Genomic DNA, 17,615 nt, shown 5'->3' with positions numbered 1-17,615 from the left:
AAGCTGCTCCAAATCTGGAGCAGCTTTTTTTTTATTGCTTCGACTTTGTGCCGTTAATCATATTCAATAAAGGTCTGTACTCTTTCCCTACAAGTCCGGTTATCTCAACGATTAACTCAATCATAACCGCAAGTAGTGCAATAACCGATATAGCTCCGAAGATGGTGGCTTGTGAGAAAATCACCGCTGCTAAACTAAACAAGGCACTAACAGCATAAATCATGAGAACCGCTTCAGGATGACTGTAGCCAAGATTAATCAAGCAATGATGCAGGTGAGATTTATCAGGAGCAGATAAAGGTTTCCTTTGAATCACTCGGCGGACAATCGCAAATAACGTGTCCGATATAGGAACACCAAGAATAATGATCGGAATGACGAAAGAAAATAACGTGACGTTTTTAAAACCAAGCAGGGCAAGCACACTAATCATGAACCCTAAAAACAAGGCCCCTGTATCACCCATGAAGATCTTAGCAGGATAGAAGTTATACACCAGAAAACCAAGGGTACTTCCTAACATCATTAATCCTGCGAAAACAACGAATACATTCCCCATTGTAATCGCCATACCGGAAATCGTTAACAAAGCAATCGCCGAAACGCCTGCGGCCAATCCATCCAGTCCATCAATAAGGTTGATGGCATTCGTAATAGCAATGATCCACAAAATTGTAATCGGTATGCTTAAATACCCTAAGTCGAGCTGACCACCAAAAGGTAAATTGATGAAATCAACCTGAACTCCACCCATAACAACAATGACAGCGGCCAGTAACTGGCCAAAAAGTTTAAGTTTCGCTGATAGCTCCGTAAGATCATCGAGTACCCCGGTGATGATAATGACAGTAGCGCCTATAAGAACAGGCCAGGTGTAGTTACTTTCGGGAAAGAAAAATAAAATACCGAGAGCAAAGCTTATATAAATCGCCAGCCCACCAAGGCGTGGCATGATAATTTTGTGTACTTTACGGTGGTTCGGTTGATCCGTTGCACCGATTTTAATTGCTAATTTCTTGACTAACGGTGTGATGATGACCGCAACGATCAAGCAAAATAGCAAGGCCTTATACTCCATAAAGACCCTCCTCAGGTTTATTATATCCTCTCCGAATGAAATAACAGCTGATATTAAATACCATTTTCCCATGCATAGTTCTTATGGAAAAGCACCATATTAACCCTGAAAAATTATATCACATGAACAGCCAATTTCATGTAACGATTTGATTACTTTTTATTAGCCTTTTTTTAATAAGGTGAAACCTTTAAATGTAAAAAGATGGAGGGAGGAGAAGGATATGGCGGAAAGAGAAAGAAAAAAATTAGAAAAGTCATTAAAGCCTCACTGGGTATGGGCGATTGCGTTCGGTTCGGCTATTGGTTGGGGAGCTTTTGTCCTTCCCACCGATTGGATTGCTCAAGCAGGCCCTTTGGGTGTCGTTATAGGTTTATCGCTTGGAGCTGTATTGATGATGATCATTGGCGTCAGTTACGGGTTCTTGATTGAAAAGTTCCCCGTTACAGGCGGTGAATTCGCCTATGCCTATATCGGTTTTGGACGAATGTATGCATTTGTTGCCGGCTGGTTCCTTACGTTAGGTTACATCTGCATTGTTGCTTTAAACGCCTCCGCCCTGGCATTACTTGCTAAGTTTTTATTCCCTTCTTTTATCAAAATAGGAAATATGTATAACGTTGCCGGGTATGATGTTTCCATTATTCAAGTAGCGATTGCAAGCGCCGCCTTAATTGTCATCGCTTTATTAAACGTTCGAGGGGCGAGTTTTTCAGGACAAACACAATTTGTGTTCAGCATCATTTTAATTTTCGGGATTGTATTATTAGCGCTGGGAGCCTTATGGGCAGAAGGGCCAAGCCTTACCCATACCATACCTCCTTTTTCACCTGAAAAATCAGCCATCGCATCGATCGTCACCATATTAGCCATTGCACCATTCGCATATGTCGGCTTTGACAACATCCCCCAAGCCGCTGAAGAGTTCGATTTTGCTCCAAAAAAAGCCTTCCGCTTGATTATTTGGTCTCTTTTAGCAGCAGGCTTGGCATATAGCGCTATGATTCTGATTACTGCAAGCACTATGCCCTGGCAGGAGTTGTTGCAGCAGATTGAACGAACGCAATCGGTGTGGGGAACGGGGGATGCCATTCAAAGTTACATGGGGAGAATCGGTGTTTGGCTCATCGCTCTATCTGTTTGTATGGGCATTTTCACAGGCTTGAATGGCTTTTATATCTCGGCAAGTCGATTAACGTTTGCGATGGGCAGGGCTCGCATTCTTCCAGATATATTCAGGAAACTCCACCCTAAATACAAAACACCGTATGTCGGAATTCTATTTACGATGGGCGTCTGCCTGATCGCTCCGTGGTTCGGTCGGGAAGCTTTGCTATGGGTTGTCGATATGTCTTCTACAGGCGTAGCCATTGCTTACTTCTTCTGCACCGCTACCGCTTATAAGTTCTTTCACTGGAAGGAGAATTCGTCCACCTCTCAGAAAAGAGCAACCATCGATCCCTTAAGAAAACTTTTATCACTGATCGGGATGCTCAGCTCTTTGTGTTTCTTAGCTCTCCTCTTAATCCCTTGGTCCCCTGCTTCGCTCGGGAGAGAATCCTACATTGCTTTGGCTTTTTGGATTCTCATCGGTTTGGTTTTTTACCTTTTCAACTATAAGCGGTACCGCCATATTGATCGTAAAGAAATGAATTATCTGATTCTCGAAAAAGAAGAAATATAACCGATCCTTACGAGAGTGATACATGATACGTTTATGTCAATCGTTTTACATTTTCCACAACAAAAGAACGGGGTCCTTCGATTGTTTTCAAATGTGGTAGAATGAAAAGCTGAGAGGTTAAAATAGAGGTGACATACATTGGCAAAACGTATCATTCGCGTTCGCAGACGCAAAAAGAAACAGAAACGACGCATCGCACTGACGCTTTTTCTTTTGTTCGCAATGACCATAGGCGGAATTTTCTACTATGTGTCGCAAGTATATACAGCTTCATATGAAGATCTGGACCGAGGAAATAAATCTGATTTACGGGAGGAAGCGGTGGATATTGGAGATGAACCGATTTCCATACTTTTGCTCGGCGTTGAAGATTATTCTTCTGATGGGCAAGCAGGTAGAGCGGATACTCAAATTGTGCTGACCATCGACCCGGAAACGCAGGATATGACGATGACCAGTATTCCCAGGGACTTAAAAGTGGACATCCCTGCCAGTAAAGTCGGGGAAAAATATGGAGGAAGTCATAAAATTAACGCTGCCTACACGATCGGTGAAATTAGTGGGTATGGTGCTGAAAAATTGACGATTGAAACGGTGGAGGATTATTTAGACATCCCCATTGATAAATACGCTTCGGTCAACTTTGAAGGTTTCGCTGAAATCGTAGATGTGTTAGGCGGAGTAACCGTAGACGTCAAACAAGGTTTCTGGGAACGAAGCCACTTACAACACGATAAAAGAATTGAATTCACAGAAGGCGAAACGAAAATGGATGGAGAAGAAGCTCTTGCCTTTGTAAGAATGAGAAAAAGAGACGTTGCCATTGAATATCCAAGAGATGAAAGACAGCGTCAATTTATAAAAGCAAGTATTGAGGAAGCTCTCTCTCCAGGAAATATTTTCAAAGCCGATGAATTAGCGGATGCGGTCAGCAGCAACGTTCAAACCAACCTTTCCGTGAAAGAAGCTTTCGCACTCCAAAAAGCTTTTTCATCGAAAGATCCTTCAACAGAGACGTTTACACTTGAAGGACAAAATACACGCTTGGAAGACGGACTCTTTTACTTCGTCCCTTATGACGGAAGTGTCAGTGAACTGTCGAATAAAATAAGAACAGCTTTAAAAATTAACGAAGAACCATCGGAGGAGAGCTCCTATTCTTCTTCTGCATCTAAACAAGACACTCAGGAATCTAATTAAGAAAACACCAGCTTCCATGTGACACGGGAGCTGGTGTTTTATCATTGTTTAAGCTTTTTTATCAATTTCAATATGAACAGAGTGTAAAGATTAGCAGACCATTCATCCTTTCAAACTTATAGGGGCCTTCATAAGTTAAAAGAGATGGGGAGTCTGGATTATGTATGGAGATACAATCAATGACAGGTTTGTCATAAAAAAACCGGTTAAATGTATCTTCTGTAATTCGAATCAATGGCTCTACAACAATGGTTTTATCTATTCTAACACTATAACGTGCCTTAATGGAAAACTCCAGATGGTCTAAAATAATTTTAGTCAATCCCACGTAAATGCACCCTTTCTAAAATACCCACCCTGATCCTGTATACCTTTTCTTTTTCTTTCATGGTATAAGAAAAAAGAGTCACCGAAAACAGCATATCGGACTAGGTAGAAAGTAAAAAGCCCCTTTCGCAGTAGAAAGAGGCTTTACATTCATTCTTCAATAATACGATAATTGGTATGAGCCACAACCGTTCTGTCGTATTCGAAATCGATCTCATCTAAGTTGTCCATAATGGTCAAATCTACGATTACGGATTGTTGACATTGACTCGGAATGACTTTGCCCTTGAAAATGATGTCATTTCTCTCAAAAGTTACGATTTGCCCTGGAGTGGCAATGCGATCATCAGGTTGTACCATATCTCTCTACCCTTTCTCTTCCTCGTATTTTGAATAACCTTACAATAAATTAACAAACAATTCAAACAAAACTTTTACAATATATGTTACTAAATTCGACAAGATTATACAAGTAAAACAAAAGTGGGTTTATTAAATTTCTCAGGAGATATATACTAGATAGCAAAGGTATCCAAAATTTGGGGGTTTTTTATGGCGTCTCATATTACTAAAGCAAAAAAGATTATGCTTCTATCCTTCTTAGTATTTATTCTATTCCTTTCGGCAGCAGTGATAACCCCCCTTCTCTTAGGTCCAGAGTTTTTAATGGCAGAAGATTCCCTGGAACCCTCTAAAAAGTACGATGCGATTATCGTTTTAAGCGGAGGTGAAGAGCGTCTCGACCATGCGGCTGAACTCTATAACGAAGGATTGACGAGTCATATGATTTTGACCAATTCGACAGAGGACAGCACCACGCCTGAGAAAGCCATGGAACGAGGCATACCTCAAAGCGCCATTTACGAAGAACCTTCTGCCACCAGTACATATGAAAATGCCACACGATCAAAAGAAATTATGGAAGAAGAAGGTTTCGAATCTGCCCTTGTAGTCACGAGCGATTTCCATTCCCGGCGGACGAAAATGACATTTGACGATATTTACAACAGCCAAATAAAGCTTGACTACTCCTTCGCTTCAAATTTTTTTGATCCTTCTGATGGAATGACAGAAAATGAAAAAAGAATAACGTTCGGCGAATATGTAAAAATGAGTGTCTACTGGTTCCGTTTACTCTTCGAGTGAATGGAACTTTTCTTTGTTTTCTGACATTTAATTCTATTGCACTATAGACAATCCAAGTTGCTTCCTATATTATGAAAGCGGTTTCACTTATAAATTTGAAAGGACGGGATTCATTTGATTCAAAAACGTTGGATTTGGCTGATCGGTATCACGCTTTTATTTTTGTCATATGCGCAACCGGTTGCATCAACCTATGCAGATGCGAAAACGTATAATGATGTTGTATTGCGTGGTAGCGCGGAAACCTTAGATTGGAGTTCGAATAACAACCCCCTTACTTACAATGCCGAAGAAGGAGTCTGGCTCAGTCAGCCCATTTCTTTGGAAGGAGGAAAAGTGACAGAGTTCAAGTTTGTTTATGACGGAAATTGGATGCCTGGTGCAAACTTGACGTACACAGCCCCTCAAGATGCTGCGTACATTTTCGCTTTTCACCCGGAAGCCGAACGCAAAGTGGACATCCGCCTCGCTGATACTTATGAAGCAAGTGTAGAACTTGTACTCACCGTCCCTGAAGGAACGCCGGAATGGGTGACGCCGACAGTCGCTTCAAGCAAAAATGATTTCCATTATACAGCCGCACCTATGACGAAAACCTCTGAAAATACGTACACAACTAAGATTGTAGGACAAGCAGGCGAAGAAGTTTCCTATTTTTACAGCCTTGCAGGAGAATCTTACAAGGAAGATATTGAAGAACCACGGACAGTGACATTATCCACATCCGGCGGTACCAAAGAAGATTCGGTTTCCCAGTGGAAGAAAGTCCCTGTCGCTCAATCAGTCACTCACGACTATAACCATACCCCATACGTTCCCAATCATCGTGATGATGTAACGGTGAAAGTCGAAGTGCAGCACTTTGGCCCGATCGACAAAGGAGCTATTTATTACACGACAGATGGCACTACTCCTGATGGAAAACGAGGAGAAGCTGCAAATGGACAAACCGTTCCTTTACAGGTGACAGATACAACTGAAAATGCCGATGGACTGAAAACATCCATCATGGAAGGGGTTATTCCCTCTCAGAAAAAAGAAACACGCGTGAAATATAAACTCGATGTTTGGAACTCCAACAGTGAAGGTTCTCAATTTGCCGATAACAATGTGTTGAGTTCTGAAGATGCCACAGAGTTCGCTTATTATGTAGATACGTATGAATCTCCAGAGTGGGCGAAAGAAGCGGTCATTTATCAGGTGTTTGTCGATCGTTTCCGTGATGGCAGTTCAGAGAACAATACATCTGTAAACCCTGAACAGCCCTATGATGAACAGTTGAAAGGCTGGATGGGCGGCGATCTTCAAGGAGTGCTTGAAAAGATTGATTACATCGAGGATCTTGGTGTGAATACTCTATGGATTTCACCGATCTATGAAGGTCCCTATTCTCACGGGTATCACCCGACAGACTTCATGAACATCGACCCTCGTTTCGGCAGCAACCAGTTGATGAAGGAACTAGTCGAGGAAGCCCACAAACGTGATATGAAAGTCGTTTATGACCTGGTGCCTAACCACACATCCGACCAGCACGACTTTTTCCAGGATGCATTAGAAAAAGGGCCGGACAGTCCTTACTATGATTGGTACACATTTACGGATTATCCGAATGAATATGATACGTTTTATGGCATTCAAGAGCTTCCTGAGTTAAACAACGACAATCCGGAAACGCGCGCCTATATGCTTGATGAAGTCGTTCCGTTCTGGATGAATGAAATCGGCGTCGACGGCTTCCGCCTGGATTATGCCAAAGGTCCAAGTCAAAGCTTCTGGGTTGATTTCCGTCATCAAGTAAAATCACTTGATGACGATGCGTTCATCTTCGGAGAAGTGTGGGACAACCTTGATACCATCTCTTCCTACAAAGGGAAATTGGATGGAGCGATCGATTTTGAAACACATTCAGCGATTACGAATGCCTTCATTCAGGATGGTTCGGTAAACGCACTAGCCTCCTCTCTTGAGGAGACCTTCAGAACTTATGGCGATGAATTCGTTGCGGCTACCTTTTTAGACAGCCATGACATGCCGCGCTTTTTGTTTGAAGCTGATGGAAACGAAGAAACGTTGATGAACGCAGCAGCGTTACAGTTTACGTTACCTGGCGCACCGATCATTTACTATGGTGATGAGGTCGGCTTGTCTCAGAGTGGTGACCATAACCTTGTAGACGAGTGGAAAGACCGCTACTACCGTGAAATGATGATTTGGGAGGTAGAAGAGCAGAACGAGGAGATTCTCTCTCATTACAAAACGTTGATTGATGCAAGGAATGACCAGCCAGCCTTAACGCACGGCGATTTTAACATCATTTACTCGGATGATGACGTCCTCGTCTTTGAACGATCCGTGCCAAAGGATAAGGTTCTTGTCGTCATGAACCTGGGCGAAGAGGGCCGCAACCTGGATATCATTGACCTTTACAACCAGCAGACACCAAACAAAGTACAGCTCACTTCCCTTCTTGACAAGGAAAAGCTGAAGAGTCACAAAGGCGAACTTGAAATGACGAGCGAAGCGGGTTCTGTTGCGATTTATGATGTCAAAGGGAAACTGCGTTATGAAGCTCCATCGGAAGAAAAGAAATACAACAAAGTCGTGGTGCGTGGATCTGCTCCGTTCGACTGGTCCAGTGATGCCAACATGCTGATCTTCGATGAAAAAGATGCTTTTTGGAAGAGCCAACCGATTGAATTGACGGCAGGAGAAACCGTGGAATATAAATTTGTCCGTGACGGTGAATGGCTGGAAGGCGATAACCTCCGTTTCACACCAGAGACAGATGGAGAATACATCTTTATTTTTGACCCCCAAAATGAATTTCAAGTGACGGTGGAACGGATGCAAGCCATGAACGAAGCCGCCTGACAAAAAAGCTTCCTACTCTTAAGTAGGAAGCTTTTTGTTATTTATGATAATCCCATAGGATCTTCCACTCCCCTTTTTCTTCTGCCACATAAATATCCTGATGAAGGCGGAAAAGGCCGTACTTTCCTTTGTACGTTTGAATCACAGTCGTTTGGTAAACGGGCGAAAGAGGTTTCGATCCTTTTTCCATCGTCCATTGATCGAGCTTCTTCAAATCTCCTATCACAAATTCAAAACTCTCCACACCGAAGTGGTTCATAAACACGTGTGCACGATCTTGTATGTAAGCCCCTTTTGTAAACTTCTCTTTCATTTGAGAATGAAAAAGTTCCCACGATTCGGAAAACTTCCCTTGTTGTTCATGCACATAAAATCGCTCGATGGTACTTTCTGCACGCTGACCCGGTCGAGTCATGAAGAAAATGGTGAGGACAACCGCAAGGATAAGAACCACAATCAAAACAAAGATGAAGATCATAGGTGAACGGCTGCGCTTCATTATCATCCCTCCCCTACTTACCTTATGCATGGGGGGAGAAAAAAAGAAAAGCCTGACTCTTATTCGAGTCAAGCTTACACTATCAATACGGATCCGCTTCGTGTCCTTTATCCTGCGCTTGATCTACGGCATCCGCAGCTCCTGCACTTCCAATCGGAGAGCCTCCCCTTTTCGGAAGCTTTCCTTTAGTCGGAATGATTTCACTGGCTATTTCTTCGTTCATGTCCCCTGCATTCATGCCGAGTCCTTCCGCTACTCGTTTGCCATAATCCTCATCACATTGGGAGAAAAGAGAAATCATTTTCTTCTGGATGTGAGGGTGACAGGGTTTCAGGGAAGTAACGAGGTTCATGATTAAATCGTCCCGCTCCCAGTCTTTGAAAAGACGGTAGCGCTCGCCGGCTTGCTTGAAATTGTTTTCTCGATCGATCGGCTCTTTCTTCAACTTACCTTCTGTATAAGGCTGATGCGGTTTCGTTTTCGGTGTGGCTTCTTCCAAACCATTCAAAGTCGAAGGTTCATAGTTCACATGTGGATTCGCGTCTTTCGGGCGGTCTGTAAAGTAAGACATGCTGCCGCCTTCGTAGTTGGTCGCCACATGTTTTTTCGGTGCGTTTACCGGCAGCTGCTGATAGTTCGCACCAACCCGGTAACGCTGTGTATCGGAATAAGAGAACGTACGCCCTTGAAGCATTTTGTCATCGGAAAAGTCGAGCCCGTCCACAAGCACCCCTGTCCCGAAGGCTGCCTGCTCGATTTCGTTGAAGTGGTTGTCCGGATTTTTATTAAGCACCATTTTTCCTACTTTCAAAAATGGAAACTGATCTTCGGGCCAAATTTTCGTATCATCAAGTGGATCAAAATCGAGTTCCGGATGCTCATGATCCTCCATGATTTGAACACAAAGCTCCCACTCTGGGTAGTCACCACTTTCAATCGCTTCATACAAATCCTGTGTGGCATGATTGAAATTTTCACCCTGGATTTCGTTCGCCTCTTCCTGCGTCAAATTTTTGATTCCGTGCTTTAAAGGCTCCCAGTGGTATTTGACGAGCACCGCTTTCCCTTCTTCATTCACCCAGCGATACGTATTGACGCCAGATCCTTGCATCTGCCGGTAATTTGCCGGAATTCCCCACGGGGAGAAAAGGAATGTCACCATATGCATCGCCTCAGGTGTCTGACTGATGAAGTCAAAGATCCGCTCACTATCCTGGATGTTTGTGACAGGGTCCGGCTTGAAGGAGTGAATCAAATCAGGAAACTTCATCGCATCACGGATGAAGAACACCTTCAAGTTGTTTCCAACCAGATCCCAATTCCCGTCTTCTGTATAAAATTTCACCGCAAACCCGCGCGGGTCACGCAATGTCTCCGGAGACCCAGCTGAATGCGTCACAGTGGAAAAACGCACGAGGACAGGGGTTTGTTTTCCGGCACCAGAAAACACCTTCGCCCGCGTATATTTTTCCACTGGTTCCTCTCCTACTTTTCCATATGTCTCAAAATACCCGTGCGCCCCGGTACCACGTGCGTGGACCACACGTTCAGGAACCCGTTCACGGTCAAAGTGTGAAATCTTTTCTATAAAATCATAGTTCTCAAGTGTCGCCGGCCCGCGATTGCCGACCGTACGCAAATTTTGGTTGGTGCGGACAGGATGGCCCTGTCTTGTCGTTAGGGTCTTTTCATTCTCATCTTCAGAAAAGCGCTGATCCTCCGCTCCTCCTGGTCCTTGTTCCTGTTTATCCATACTCTTTCCTCCTCTTTTATATAGGAAGAGTGTTTGCTGAGTTCAGGCTTTTTATTCCAATGGAGGAAATGGAACTTTGGTGGAAGGATATTAGCAGCTTTCGAGGATTTATTGGCAGGTTTAGTGATTTTATAATTTATCGGTGACTTCTGGACTTTTATCAGTGGGTTTCAGTATTTTATCAGTAACTTTCAGACTTTTATCCCTACCCCTACAAAAGAAAGACTTAGAGCACTAAGCTCTAAGTCTTTAAATGATTAACCTTCGATATAATCCTTCAACTGAGTAATTCGTTTACTCATACTGCTCGGGCTAACATCATATTTCGTCGCTACGGCTTTCTTCGTCACCTTCTCAGGCTCTGTACGGAACTCTTCAGAAGTACGATAAATGTGTTCCAGCGCAGCAGAAACCACTTCCGGTTTACGGAATGTCGGATCTTCCGACTGTTTATAAGAGAGCCAAGCTTCACGGAGTCTCTCGAAAGTTGGTTCGGTTTTAAGGTTATCGTCGACAAGGTCGAGCACTTCATCTTCCCCGGTTCCTTGCGTTTCTTTTTCAAGTGACCCTTGTTCTTCTGAGGATTCTTCAGCAACATTCATATACATCCAGGTTCTCAACTGTTCAATAAGAGTTGCCTGCATGTAAGCATGAATCGATTCATATCCAGCCTGCTGGGATTTTTCCTCTACTGCCTGCTTGAAAGTTTGATAGGATTCCTCATAGTTTGGGATCGCAAGCGGGACGAAATTGTAGATCGGTCCCCATTTCAGAACAACTCCAATCGCATACGGCATGTGAGAATAATTTTCTTCCTTCAATGGAATACCGTCACGCTTCACTTCATATCTTAGACCGCTCCACACGTCTTCAACCGTGACGGTTTGGTCGTTCTGAACCTCCTGGATATGGAAAACACTAGCGAGTGGTGATTTCCACGCTTCCATTGATGCCAGGGTCGCTGGACGGACGATTTTGTCTTGTTTCTTTTCAAAGAATTCGTCGTAAAGCGTTGTGCCATCTTCCTGCTTTTCCATGAATACACCTTGAACCATACGGAAAGCCGCTTCTACTTCTTCCTCCTGTGTTTCACGCTCTTCGTTAGGCGTAACATTTGGATAGTTACGGTTCACATAGGCCATAAAGTGACTATAGTGGCTTTTCAGCTCTTCATGAAGGCTTGTGGATCCCACACCTTCCTCTGTTTTATTCATACAGCATTTCTTATATTTCTTCCCACTTCCACATGGACATGGGTCGTTTCTTTTTACCTTACTCATAAATATCCCTCTCTTAACTCTTAAACGTTCAACTCTACTAGAGTACCGAAGATTGAGCCAACATGCAAAAAATCAAGGAAAAAAGAAGGAGGAAATTATATACAGACCAGGTCATCCAGTATTTGGATGACCTGGTCTTACAGTATTTGGATATATATCCCCAACTTAAACATCTCTTCTTAATGCGCTTAGTACATCGATGCGCGTGGCTTTTTTGGCTGGTTTGAGCCCGGAGAGCATGGCTACACCGATACTGAGGGCTACACATATGAGCGCTAAGTAAGGAGGGATGTAAGACAATTGGATGGCTTCTTCAATCGTCTGGTCGAAAACTTGTTGAATAACGAAAGGAAGCAGCATGTTAATTCCTACGCTTACTAGATAGGCAATGACAACTCCAACAAACGCCCCCATTAACCCAATATAGCCACTTTCCATCAGGAAGATGCTGCGTATCATTTTAGGATGGCCACCGATAGCTTTCATGATGCCGATATCCTGCGTTCTTTCTGTAACTGCCATGGACATCGTATTGTAAATGCCAATCGAGGCAATCAATAAAGCGATTGTACCTACGACGATCAACCCGACTTTGACAACAGCAAATACAACATTGATCTGATCGAGTTCTTCCGTCACGGAGTAAATATGGTAGCCTTCATCTTTCAAGTTCTGGGAGAGCTGCTCCACCTGTTCCATGTTCCCTGCTATGACCTGGACATCACTATACACCCTGTCTTGGCCCTCGGACTGTAAGGTTGCCACCTCGTCTGTTTTCATATCGGGGTGGATGGCAGCACCATAAGCCGTTCCTGTAAAAGCTTCAATATCACCCAACACAGCTTCAGAAATGTAGACATCGTTACTCACCTGCCAATCCCTCGCAGGTTCTTCCATGATCCCCACCACTTCCACAGCAAAGGTTTCGGTCACCCATTCATCATCCTTGTATTGTTCCACTTCAATTTCAATCGTTTTATTTAGTAATTCCTCATCCATCCTGTACTCTTCTTTGACAAGACCATTTTGATTAAAGATCTGGTCCTCGGCTTCTTCCTCACTCTTTTTATATAAAAGTTGATCCAGGTGGTATCCGATCAGCACTTCATTCTCTTCCTGCGGCATTCGGCCGGAGGATAAGTTCAACCCGGCTTCTTTTTCTGATTGGAAATCTACAACACTAACTGTTGAACCGCCTGCGTAGGCATCATAAAGAATATCTGCTTCTGTCCTCAGCTGAATTTTGTGAGAGACAGCTTTGACGTTTTCCATCGATTGAAAAGTTTCAAGGTCCTCCTTAGTGATTTCAGGACTCTCCCCTTCATCCGCTGACTGTTTTCCATAAACCGTTACTTCCGTGATGGCCCGGTCCTGCATAAGGTCGTTAACAATGAACCGTTGGGCGCCGAATCCAACAGATGCAAGGACGATAAGAAAGGCACATCCGATCGCTGTAGCAAGAATCGTCATAAATACGCGCGATTTATTCTTCTTCATGTTCTGTCTTATAAAATTGAACCGGTCTTTCCACTTCATCGAAACGCCACCTCTCGATCTGCAGCTAAACGCCCATCCTCGAGACGGATCGTCCGATCAGCTATCTGCGCCACTTCTTCATCGTGAGTAATGATGACAAAGGTGATGTTCTCTTCTTTGTTCAATTTTTGAATAAAATCAAGCAGCTCCTTCTCTGTTTCCTGATCCAGGCTCCCCGTCGGTTCATCCGCTAGAATGATCGGTGGTTGGACAATGAGCGCTCTGGCAACGGATACACGCTGCTGCTGCCCGCCGGATAGTTCTGAGGGGTAGTGCTCCTGATATTCGTCCAGTCCGACTTTGATGAGCATTTCATGCACTCGTTTCTCCCGCTCCTTTTCAGAAACACCTTTCATAACCAGCGGAAGTTCGATATTTTGATAGGCGGTCATACTCGGAATCAGTTGAAAACTTTGAAAAATGAACCCCAGGTGATCGGATCGAAACTCTGCCCACTCAGACTCCTTGTATTCTGTCACCCTCTCATCAGCTATAAAAATATCGCCCTCCGTCGGTTTAATATAACCACTCATCAAGTTCAATAATGTCGATTTACCTGAACCACTGCGGCCTACAACCGATACAATCTCACCCTCTCTTACTTCAAGATTGATATCTCTTAATACCGATACTTCCTGTCTATTATTCTTTTTTCCTACAAAGAACGAATGAGACAACCTCTCCACTTTAATCATGATCATTTCTCCCTTCATGCTAACCTTTTACATACAAGACGAAAGAAACGCCCTAAACATTTCATCTTTTTTAATAGTAAGGAGAAAACCTGAAAGTCAGTCTCCCATTTTAGATCTTTCTATTAATAGGAAGACGGATGTGACTCTCAGTCACATGTTAAAAAATGTAAGACCTGGTCACCCATAAAATGGGTGACCAGGTCTTACATTTTCTTACACATCCTCACACTCCTGACACAAAAAAATCACAGCAGGAAGGTTAGCCTTCGAGCTGTGGTTTGATTTCTTTGGTGGAAGAGCGATATTTGATATCGAACGGGACGATGATCCGTTTCGCCGGTTCCTCTTTGTTTTTTACTTTTTCAATCAGACATTTGGCCGCCTGACTGCCGAGTCCATGAATGTGAATATCCACAGTGGTCAGTGGAGGGCGGGTGATCTCCGATAAGTACACATTGTTGAAACTAACGATCGAGATGTCGTCAGGTACACGTTTCCCGAATTCCTCCAGCATGTTCACCACACCGATACTCATGAGATCATCGGCGATCACAATGCCAGTCGGTGGTTTCGGAAGGGTGAACAATTCATGCACCGCCTGTCGACCGCCGGACTTTAAGAATTCTGTATGAATCCGGTACTCATCCAAGTATGGCAATTCAGCTTCTTGCAGCGCCAACTCATACCCGCGCATACGATCAATGGTTACAATACGATCCTCGGAACCGCCGATGAACGCAATGCATTCGTGTCCAATATCAATCAGGTGATTGGTGATTTCTTTGCCGGCCCGGATATTATCATTATCCACATGTGTAATTTCATCCACACGTGTCGCAGGTTTACCGACGATGACAAAAGGAAAATTCTGTTCCAGCAAGAATTCCATAATCGGGTCGTCCACCTGTGAATAAAGAAGGATGATGCCATCTGTCCGGTTGCTGTACACCATGCGTTTGACAGCCTCAAGCATTTCTTCATCGGTTTCTCCTGTACATAAAAGCATAGAGTAATCAAGTTCATGAGCAACCGCACTGATTCCCCGCAAAACCTCAGGGAAGAATGGGTTTTGGAGCGCTTTGTCTGCACTGGAGGGCATGACAACACCGAGCGATTGTGTCGAACGGTTCGCCAGGTTCCTCGCATTGGCATTCGGATGATACCCCATCTCTTTCATGGCTTTCTTTACTCGCTTTTTCGTAGCCGGGCTGATTCTGGGATGGTCTGCAATCACACGGGACACGGTGGAAGGAGCTACCCCTGCCGCTTTGGCCACTTCTTTAATGGTTACCGCCATAACTTTCACCTTCTATTTCCATACTATGATCATTGTATCATGAGCACGCTTTCATCGATCTTTTATTAAAAAAGGAGAACCGGAGGGCTGCTCCGCTTCTCCTTCCATACATATGTCTTCAAGGTTATCCCTTCGTACCCCCTGCTGTCAATCCAGTAACAAAATATTTCTGCAAGGATAAGAACAGCAAAGAAATCGGTACCGCAATCAATACAGAACCGGCAGCGAACAATGTAAATTCATTTCCGAACTGATCGGCAATCATTTCATAAAGTCCTACCGCAAGTGTGAATTTATCTTCCGAACGCAGCAGGATGCGGGCAAGGATAAAGTCTGTGAACGGTGTAATGAAGGTAAACAGGCAGATAACCGCAATCATCGGCTTGGCGAGAGGCATAACAATCTGCCAGAAAATACGGAAGTTTCCTGCACCGTCCATACGAGCGGACTCGTCCAGCTCTTTCGGAATAGTATCCAAATACCCTTTCATCAAATACGTATTCATCGGAATCGCTCCACCTGTGTAAACGAGAATCAACGCAAGGTGGGTATCGAGCAGACCCGTCAAGTTCGCTAGTGCATAAATGGCGATCAAGGCAGCAAAGTTCGGGATCATTTGCAGAATCAAGAAGGTCATCAAACCATTTTTACGTCCTACAAAACGGAACCTTGAAAAAGAATACGCCGTCATACACACGAGCGCGACAGAGAAGAGCATGGTCAGAACACAGATTTTAATCGTGTTCCAATACCAAATCAGATAGTCACTCTGGGCCGGGTCGAATAACTCTTTATAGTGTTTCAAAGTAGCATTTTCAGGAATGATCGAGGAACCTGATAAACTGTTCCCCGGGTTAAAGGAAGATCCGACAATCCATAGAATCGGGTATAGGATGATCGTGATCATGGCCAAAATCACAATGTACGAAAATGTCAGCTGTAACACGCGTTTATTATTTTTCATATTACATCATATCCTCTTCTTGGAATGATTTCGTTCTTCTGAACTGCCACAAGGCTACGGTAATGACGATCAAGGACAGGATCATCGTAATCGCTGCTGCTTTTCCGTACTGGGCAGAGGTCATCGTCAAGTTGTAGATCCAGGAAATCAAGATATCTGTTCCTCCCGCGTTCTGGTTAGGAACAGCTGGACCGCCTCCATTGAAGAGGAAGATGACATTAAAATTGTTGAAGTTGAATGTGTACTGCGTGATCATAATTGGTGCAGTTGCATACAGAACCAGCGGAAGTGTAATACCTCTGAACTTCTGGAAAATCGAAGCGCCATCGACATCCGCCGCTTCATACAATTCATTAGGAATCGACTGAAGCACACCGGTCACCATTGCAAAAATGAATGGGAACCCAAGCCACGTCTGGATCATGATCAAAGCGATTTTTGTATACGTCGGGTTTGTCAGCCATGGAATATCCCCAAGACCAAAGGCAGCCAGGATATCGCGGTTGATGGTTCCGAACGTTTCGTTGAACATTCCGGCAAAAACAAGAATGGAAACGAACGCCGGTACCGCCCAAGGTAAAATGAAAATGGTACGGATCGTTTTTTGAAGGATAATTCCCTTCTGGTTCATCAATACAGCTAGGAAAATGCCGAGGGCGATTTGCAGTGTGGTAGCTCCAAACGTCCAAATAACCGTCCAGGCCAGTACACTGAAGAACGTATCCCGCCAGATTGGGATATTGAAGATCTCAATAAAGTTCTGGAAACCGACCCAGTCAACAAGGTTTGCAGGCGGTGAGTGATACAAGTCGTAGTTTGTAAATGATAATAAAACAACGAATAAGATCGGAAAAATAACGACGAAGACAAGCAGTAGGAATCCTGGTGTCATCATCAGGTAAGGGAATCCTCCACCTATCAGATTTTGATACTGCTGCCTGACAGAGTTTGGTGCTTCGTTCAGGTCTCTTTGTTTTCCCACTTTAAAAGCATCTCTTAAGTTAAAGGCATAGACGCCTAATCCCAAGATCGTCACGATCAGAGTTAATATTCCTTCTACAAGCAACACGATGGAATGATCGTAATTGGGATCGGTTCCAAGCGTAAATAAACCCCAAAATCCGAACTGTAACAAGTCGGAAAAGGCTATGAAAAAAGAGGCCATTAAAATGAAAAAAGCAGAACCTTTCAGCCACTGTTTGTTATAGAACTGTCCAAAACCAGGAATGATCGAGAGCGCTAAAGCAATCTTACGATGGTTGGTCATCCCATGAGGATCTTG

14 protein-coding genes are annotated in these 17,615 nt (G+C 43.8%); 4 read left to right on the top strand and 10 right to left on the bottom strand.

Annotation, left to right across the window (positions count from 1 at the left end; genetic code table 11):
* Positions 1-31: 31 nt before the first annotated feature.
* Positions 32-1,078 (bottom strand): glycosyltransferase family 4 protein, encoded by a 1,047-nt coding sequence (locus tag GLW00_RS03985; RefSeq protein WP_160911413.1) that lies wholly within the window; start codon positions 1,076-1,078, stop codon positions 32-34.
* A gap of 223 nt (positions 1,079-1,301) precedes the next feature.
* Here GLW00_RS03985 and GLW00_RS03980 point away from each other — a divergent pair, with 223 nt between their 5' ends.
* On the top strand, positions 1,302-2,762 hold the full coding sequence (locus tag GLW00_RS03980; protein WP_160911411.1) for an APC family permease: 1,461 nt from the start codon (positions 1,302-1,304) through the stop codon (positions 2,760-2,762).
* A 138-nt stretch (positions 2,763-2,900) separates the two neighbouring features.
* Entirely contained in the window at positions 2,901-3,962 is a 1,062-nt protein-coding gene (locus tag GLW00_RS03975; RefSeq protein WP_202412348.1) for an LCP family protein, read from the top strand.
* Between the two features lie 477 nt (positions 3,963-4,439).
* On the opposite strand, the gene GLW00_RS03970 is transcribed toward GLW00_RS03975, so the two are convergent.
* Complete coding sequence (locus tag GLW00_RS03970) at positions 4,440-4,649, bottom strand: YkvS family protein (protein WP_115822794.1); 210 nt, start codon at positions 4,647-4,649, stop codon at positions 4,440-4,442.
* A gap of 192 nt (positions 4,650-4,841) precedes the next feature.
* Here GLW00_RS03970 and GLW00_RS03965 point away from each other — a divergent pair, with 192 nt between their 5' ends.
* Both GLW00_RS03965 and GLW00_RS03960 read left to right on the top strand, forming a co-directional pair.
* Positions 4,842-5,435, top strand: a complete 594-nt coding sequence (locus GLW00_RS03965; RefSeq protein ID WP_160911409.1) for a YdcF family protein — start codon at positions 4,842-4,844, stop codon at positions 5,433-5,435.
* A gap of 114 nt (positions 5,436-5,549) precedes the next feature.
* Positions 5,550-8,309, top strand: a complete 2,760-nt coding sequence (locus tag GLW00_RS03960) for a glycoside hydrolase family 13 protein (protein ID WP_202412347.1) — start codon at positions 5,550-5,552, stop codon at positions 8,307-8,309.
* A 37-nt stretch (positions 8,310-8,346) separates the two neighbouring features.
* Here GLW00_RS03960 and GLW00_RS03955 read toward each other — a convergent pair whose 3' ends face one another.
* From GLW00_RS03955 to GLW00_RS03920, 8 genes are all read right to left on the bottom strand, one after another.
* Positions 8,347-8,808 (bottom strand): hypothetical protein, encoded by a 462-nt coding sequence (locus GLW00_RS03955; protein WP_160911407.1) that lies wholly within the window; start codon positions 8,806-8,808, stop codon positions 8,347-8,349.
* 82 nt (positions 8,809-8,890) lie between these two features.
* Positions 8,891-10,561 carry a catalase gene (locus tag GLW00_RS03950; RefSeq protein ID WP_160911405.1) on the bottom strand — a complete coding sequence of 557 codons (1,671 nt, stop codon included), beginning with the start codon at positions 10,559-10,561 and terminating at the stop codon, positions 8,891-8,893.
* A 257-nt stretch (positions 10,562-10,818) separates the two neighbouring features.
* Positions 10,819-11,841: an SEC-C metal-binding domain-containing protein gene (locus tag GLW00_RS03945; RefSeq protein WP_160911404.1), complete on the bottom strand. Its 1,023-nt coding sequence runs from the start codon at positions 11,839-11,841 to the stop codon at positions 10,819-10,821.
* A 165-nt stretch (positions 11,842-12,006) separates the two neighbouring features.
* Positions 12,007-13,377 carry an ABC transporter permease gene (locus GLW00_RS03940; protein WP_160911402.1) on the bottom strand — a complete coding sequence of 457 codons (1,371 nt, stop codon included), beginning with the start codon at positions 13,375-13,377 and terminating at the stop codon, positions 12,007-12,009.
* The gene (locus tag GLW00_RS03935; RefSeq protein WP_160911400.1) at positions 13,374-14,072 is read right to left on the bottom strand and encodes an ABC transporter ATP-binding protein; all 699 of its coding nucleotides are present in this window, start codon (positions 14,070-14,072) and stop codon (positions 13,374-13,376) included. Before GLW00_RS03935 ends, GLW00_RS03940 begins: the two co-directional genes overlap by 4 nt.
* A 259-nt stretch (positions 14,073-14,331) precedes the next feature.
* On the bottom strand, positions 14,332-15,369 hold the full coding sequence (locus tag GLW00_RS03930) for a LacI family DNA-binding transcriptional regulator (protein WP_160911398.1): 1,038 nt from the start codon (positions 15,367-15,369) through the stop codon (positions 14,332-14,334).
* Positions 15,370-15,493: 124 nt separating this feature from the next.
* Complete coding sequence (locus GLW00_RS03925; RefSeq protein WP_160911396.1) at positions 15,494-16,333, bottom strand: sugar ABC transporter permease; 840 nt, start codon at positions 16,331-16,333, stop codon at positions 15,494-15,496.
* A 1-nt stretch (position 16,334) separates the two neighbouring features.
* Positions 16,335-17,600, bottom strand: coding sequence for a carbohydrate ABC transporter permease (locus GLW00_RS03920; protein ID WP_160911864.1), 1,266 nt, complete (start codon positions 17,598-17,600; stop codon positions 16,335-16,337).
* Positions 17,601-17,615: the final 15 nt, after the last annotated feature.

Source organism: Halobacillus litoralis (assembly GCF_009856445.1).
In the GTDB taxonomy this organism is placed as follows: Bacteria; Bacillota; Bacilli; order Bacillales; family Halobacillaceae; genus Halobacillus; species Halobacillus litoralis.
Note: the sequence above shows the minus strand (reverse complement) of the source record. Positions and strands in the feature narration are given on the sequence as shown.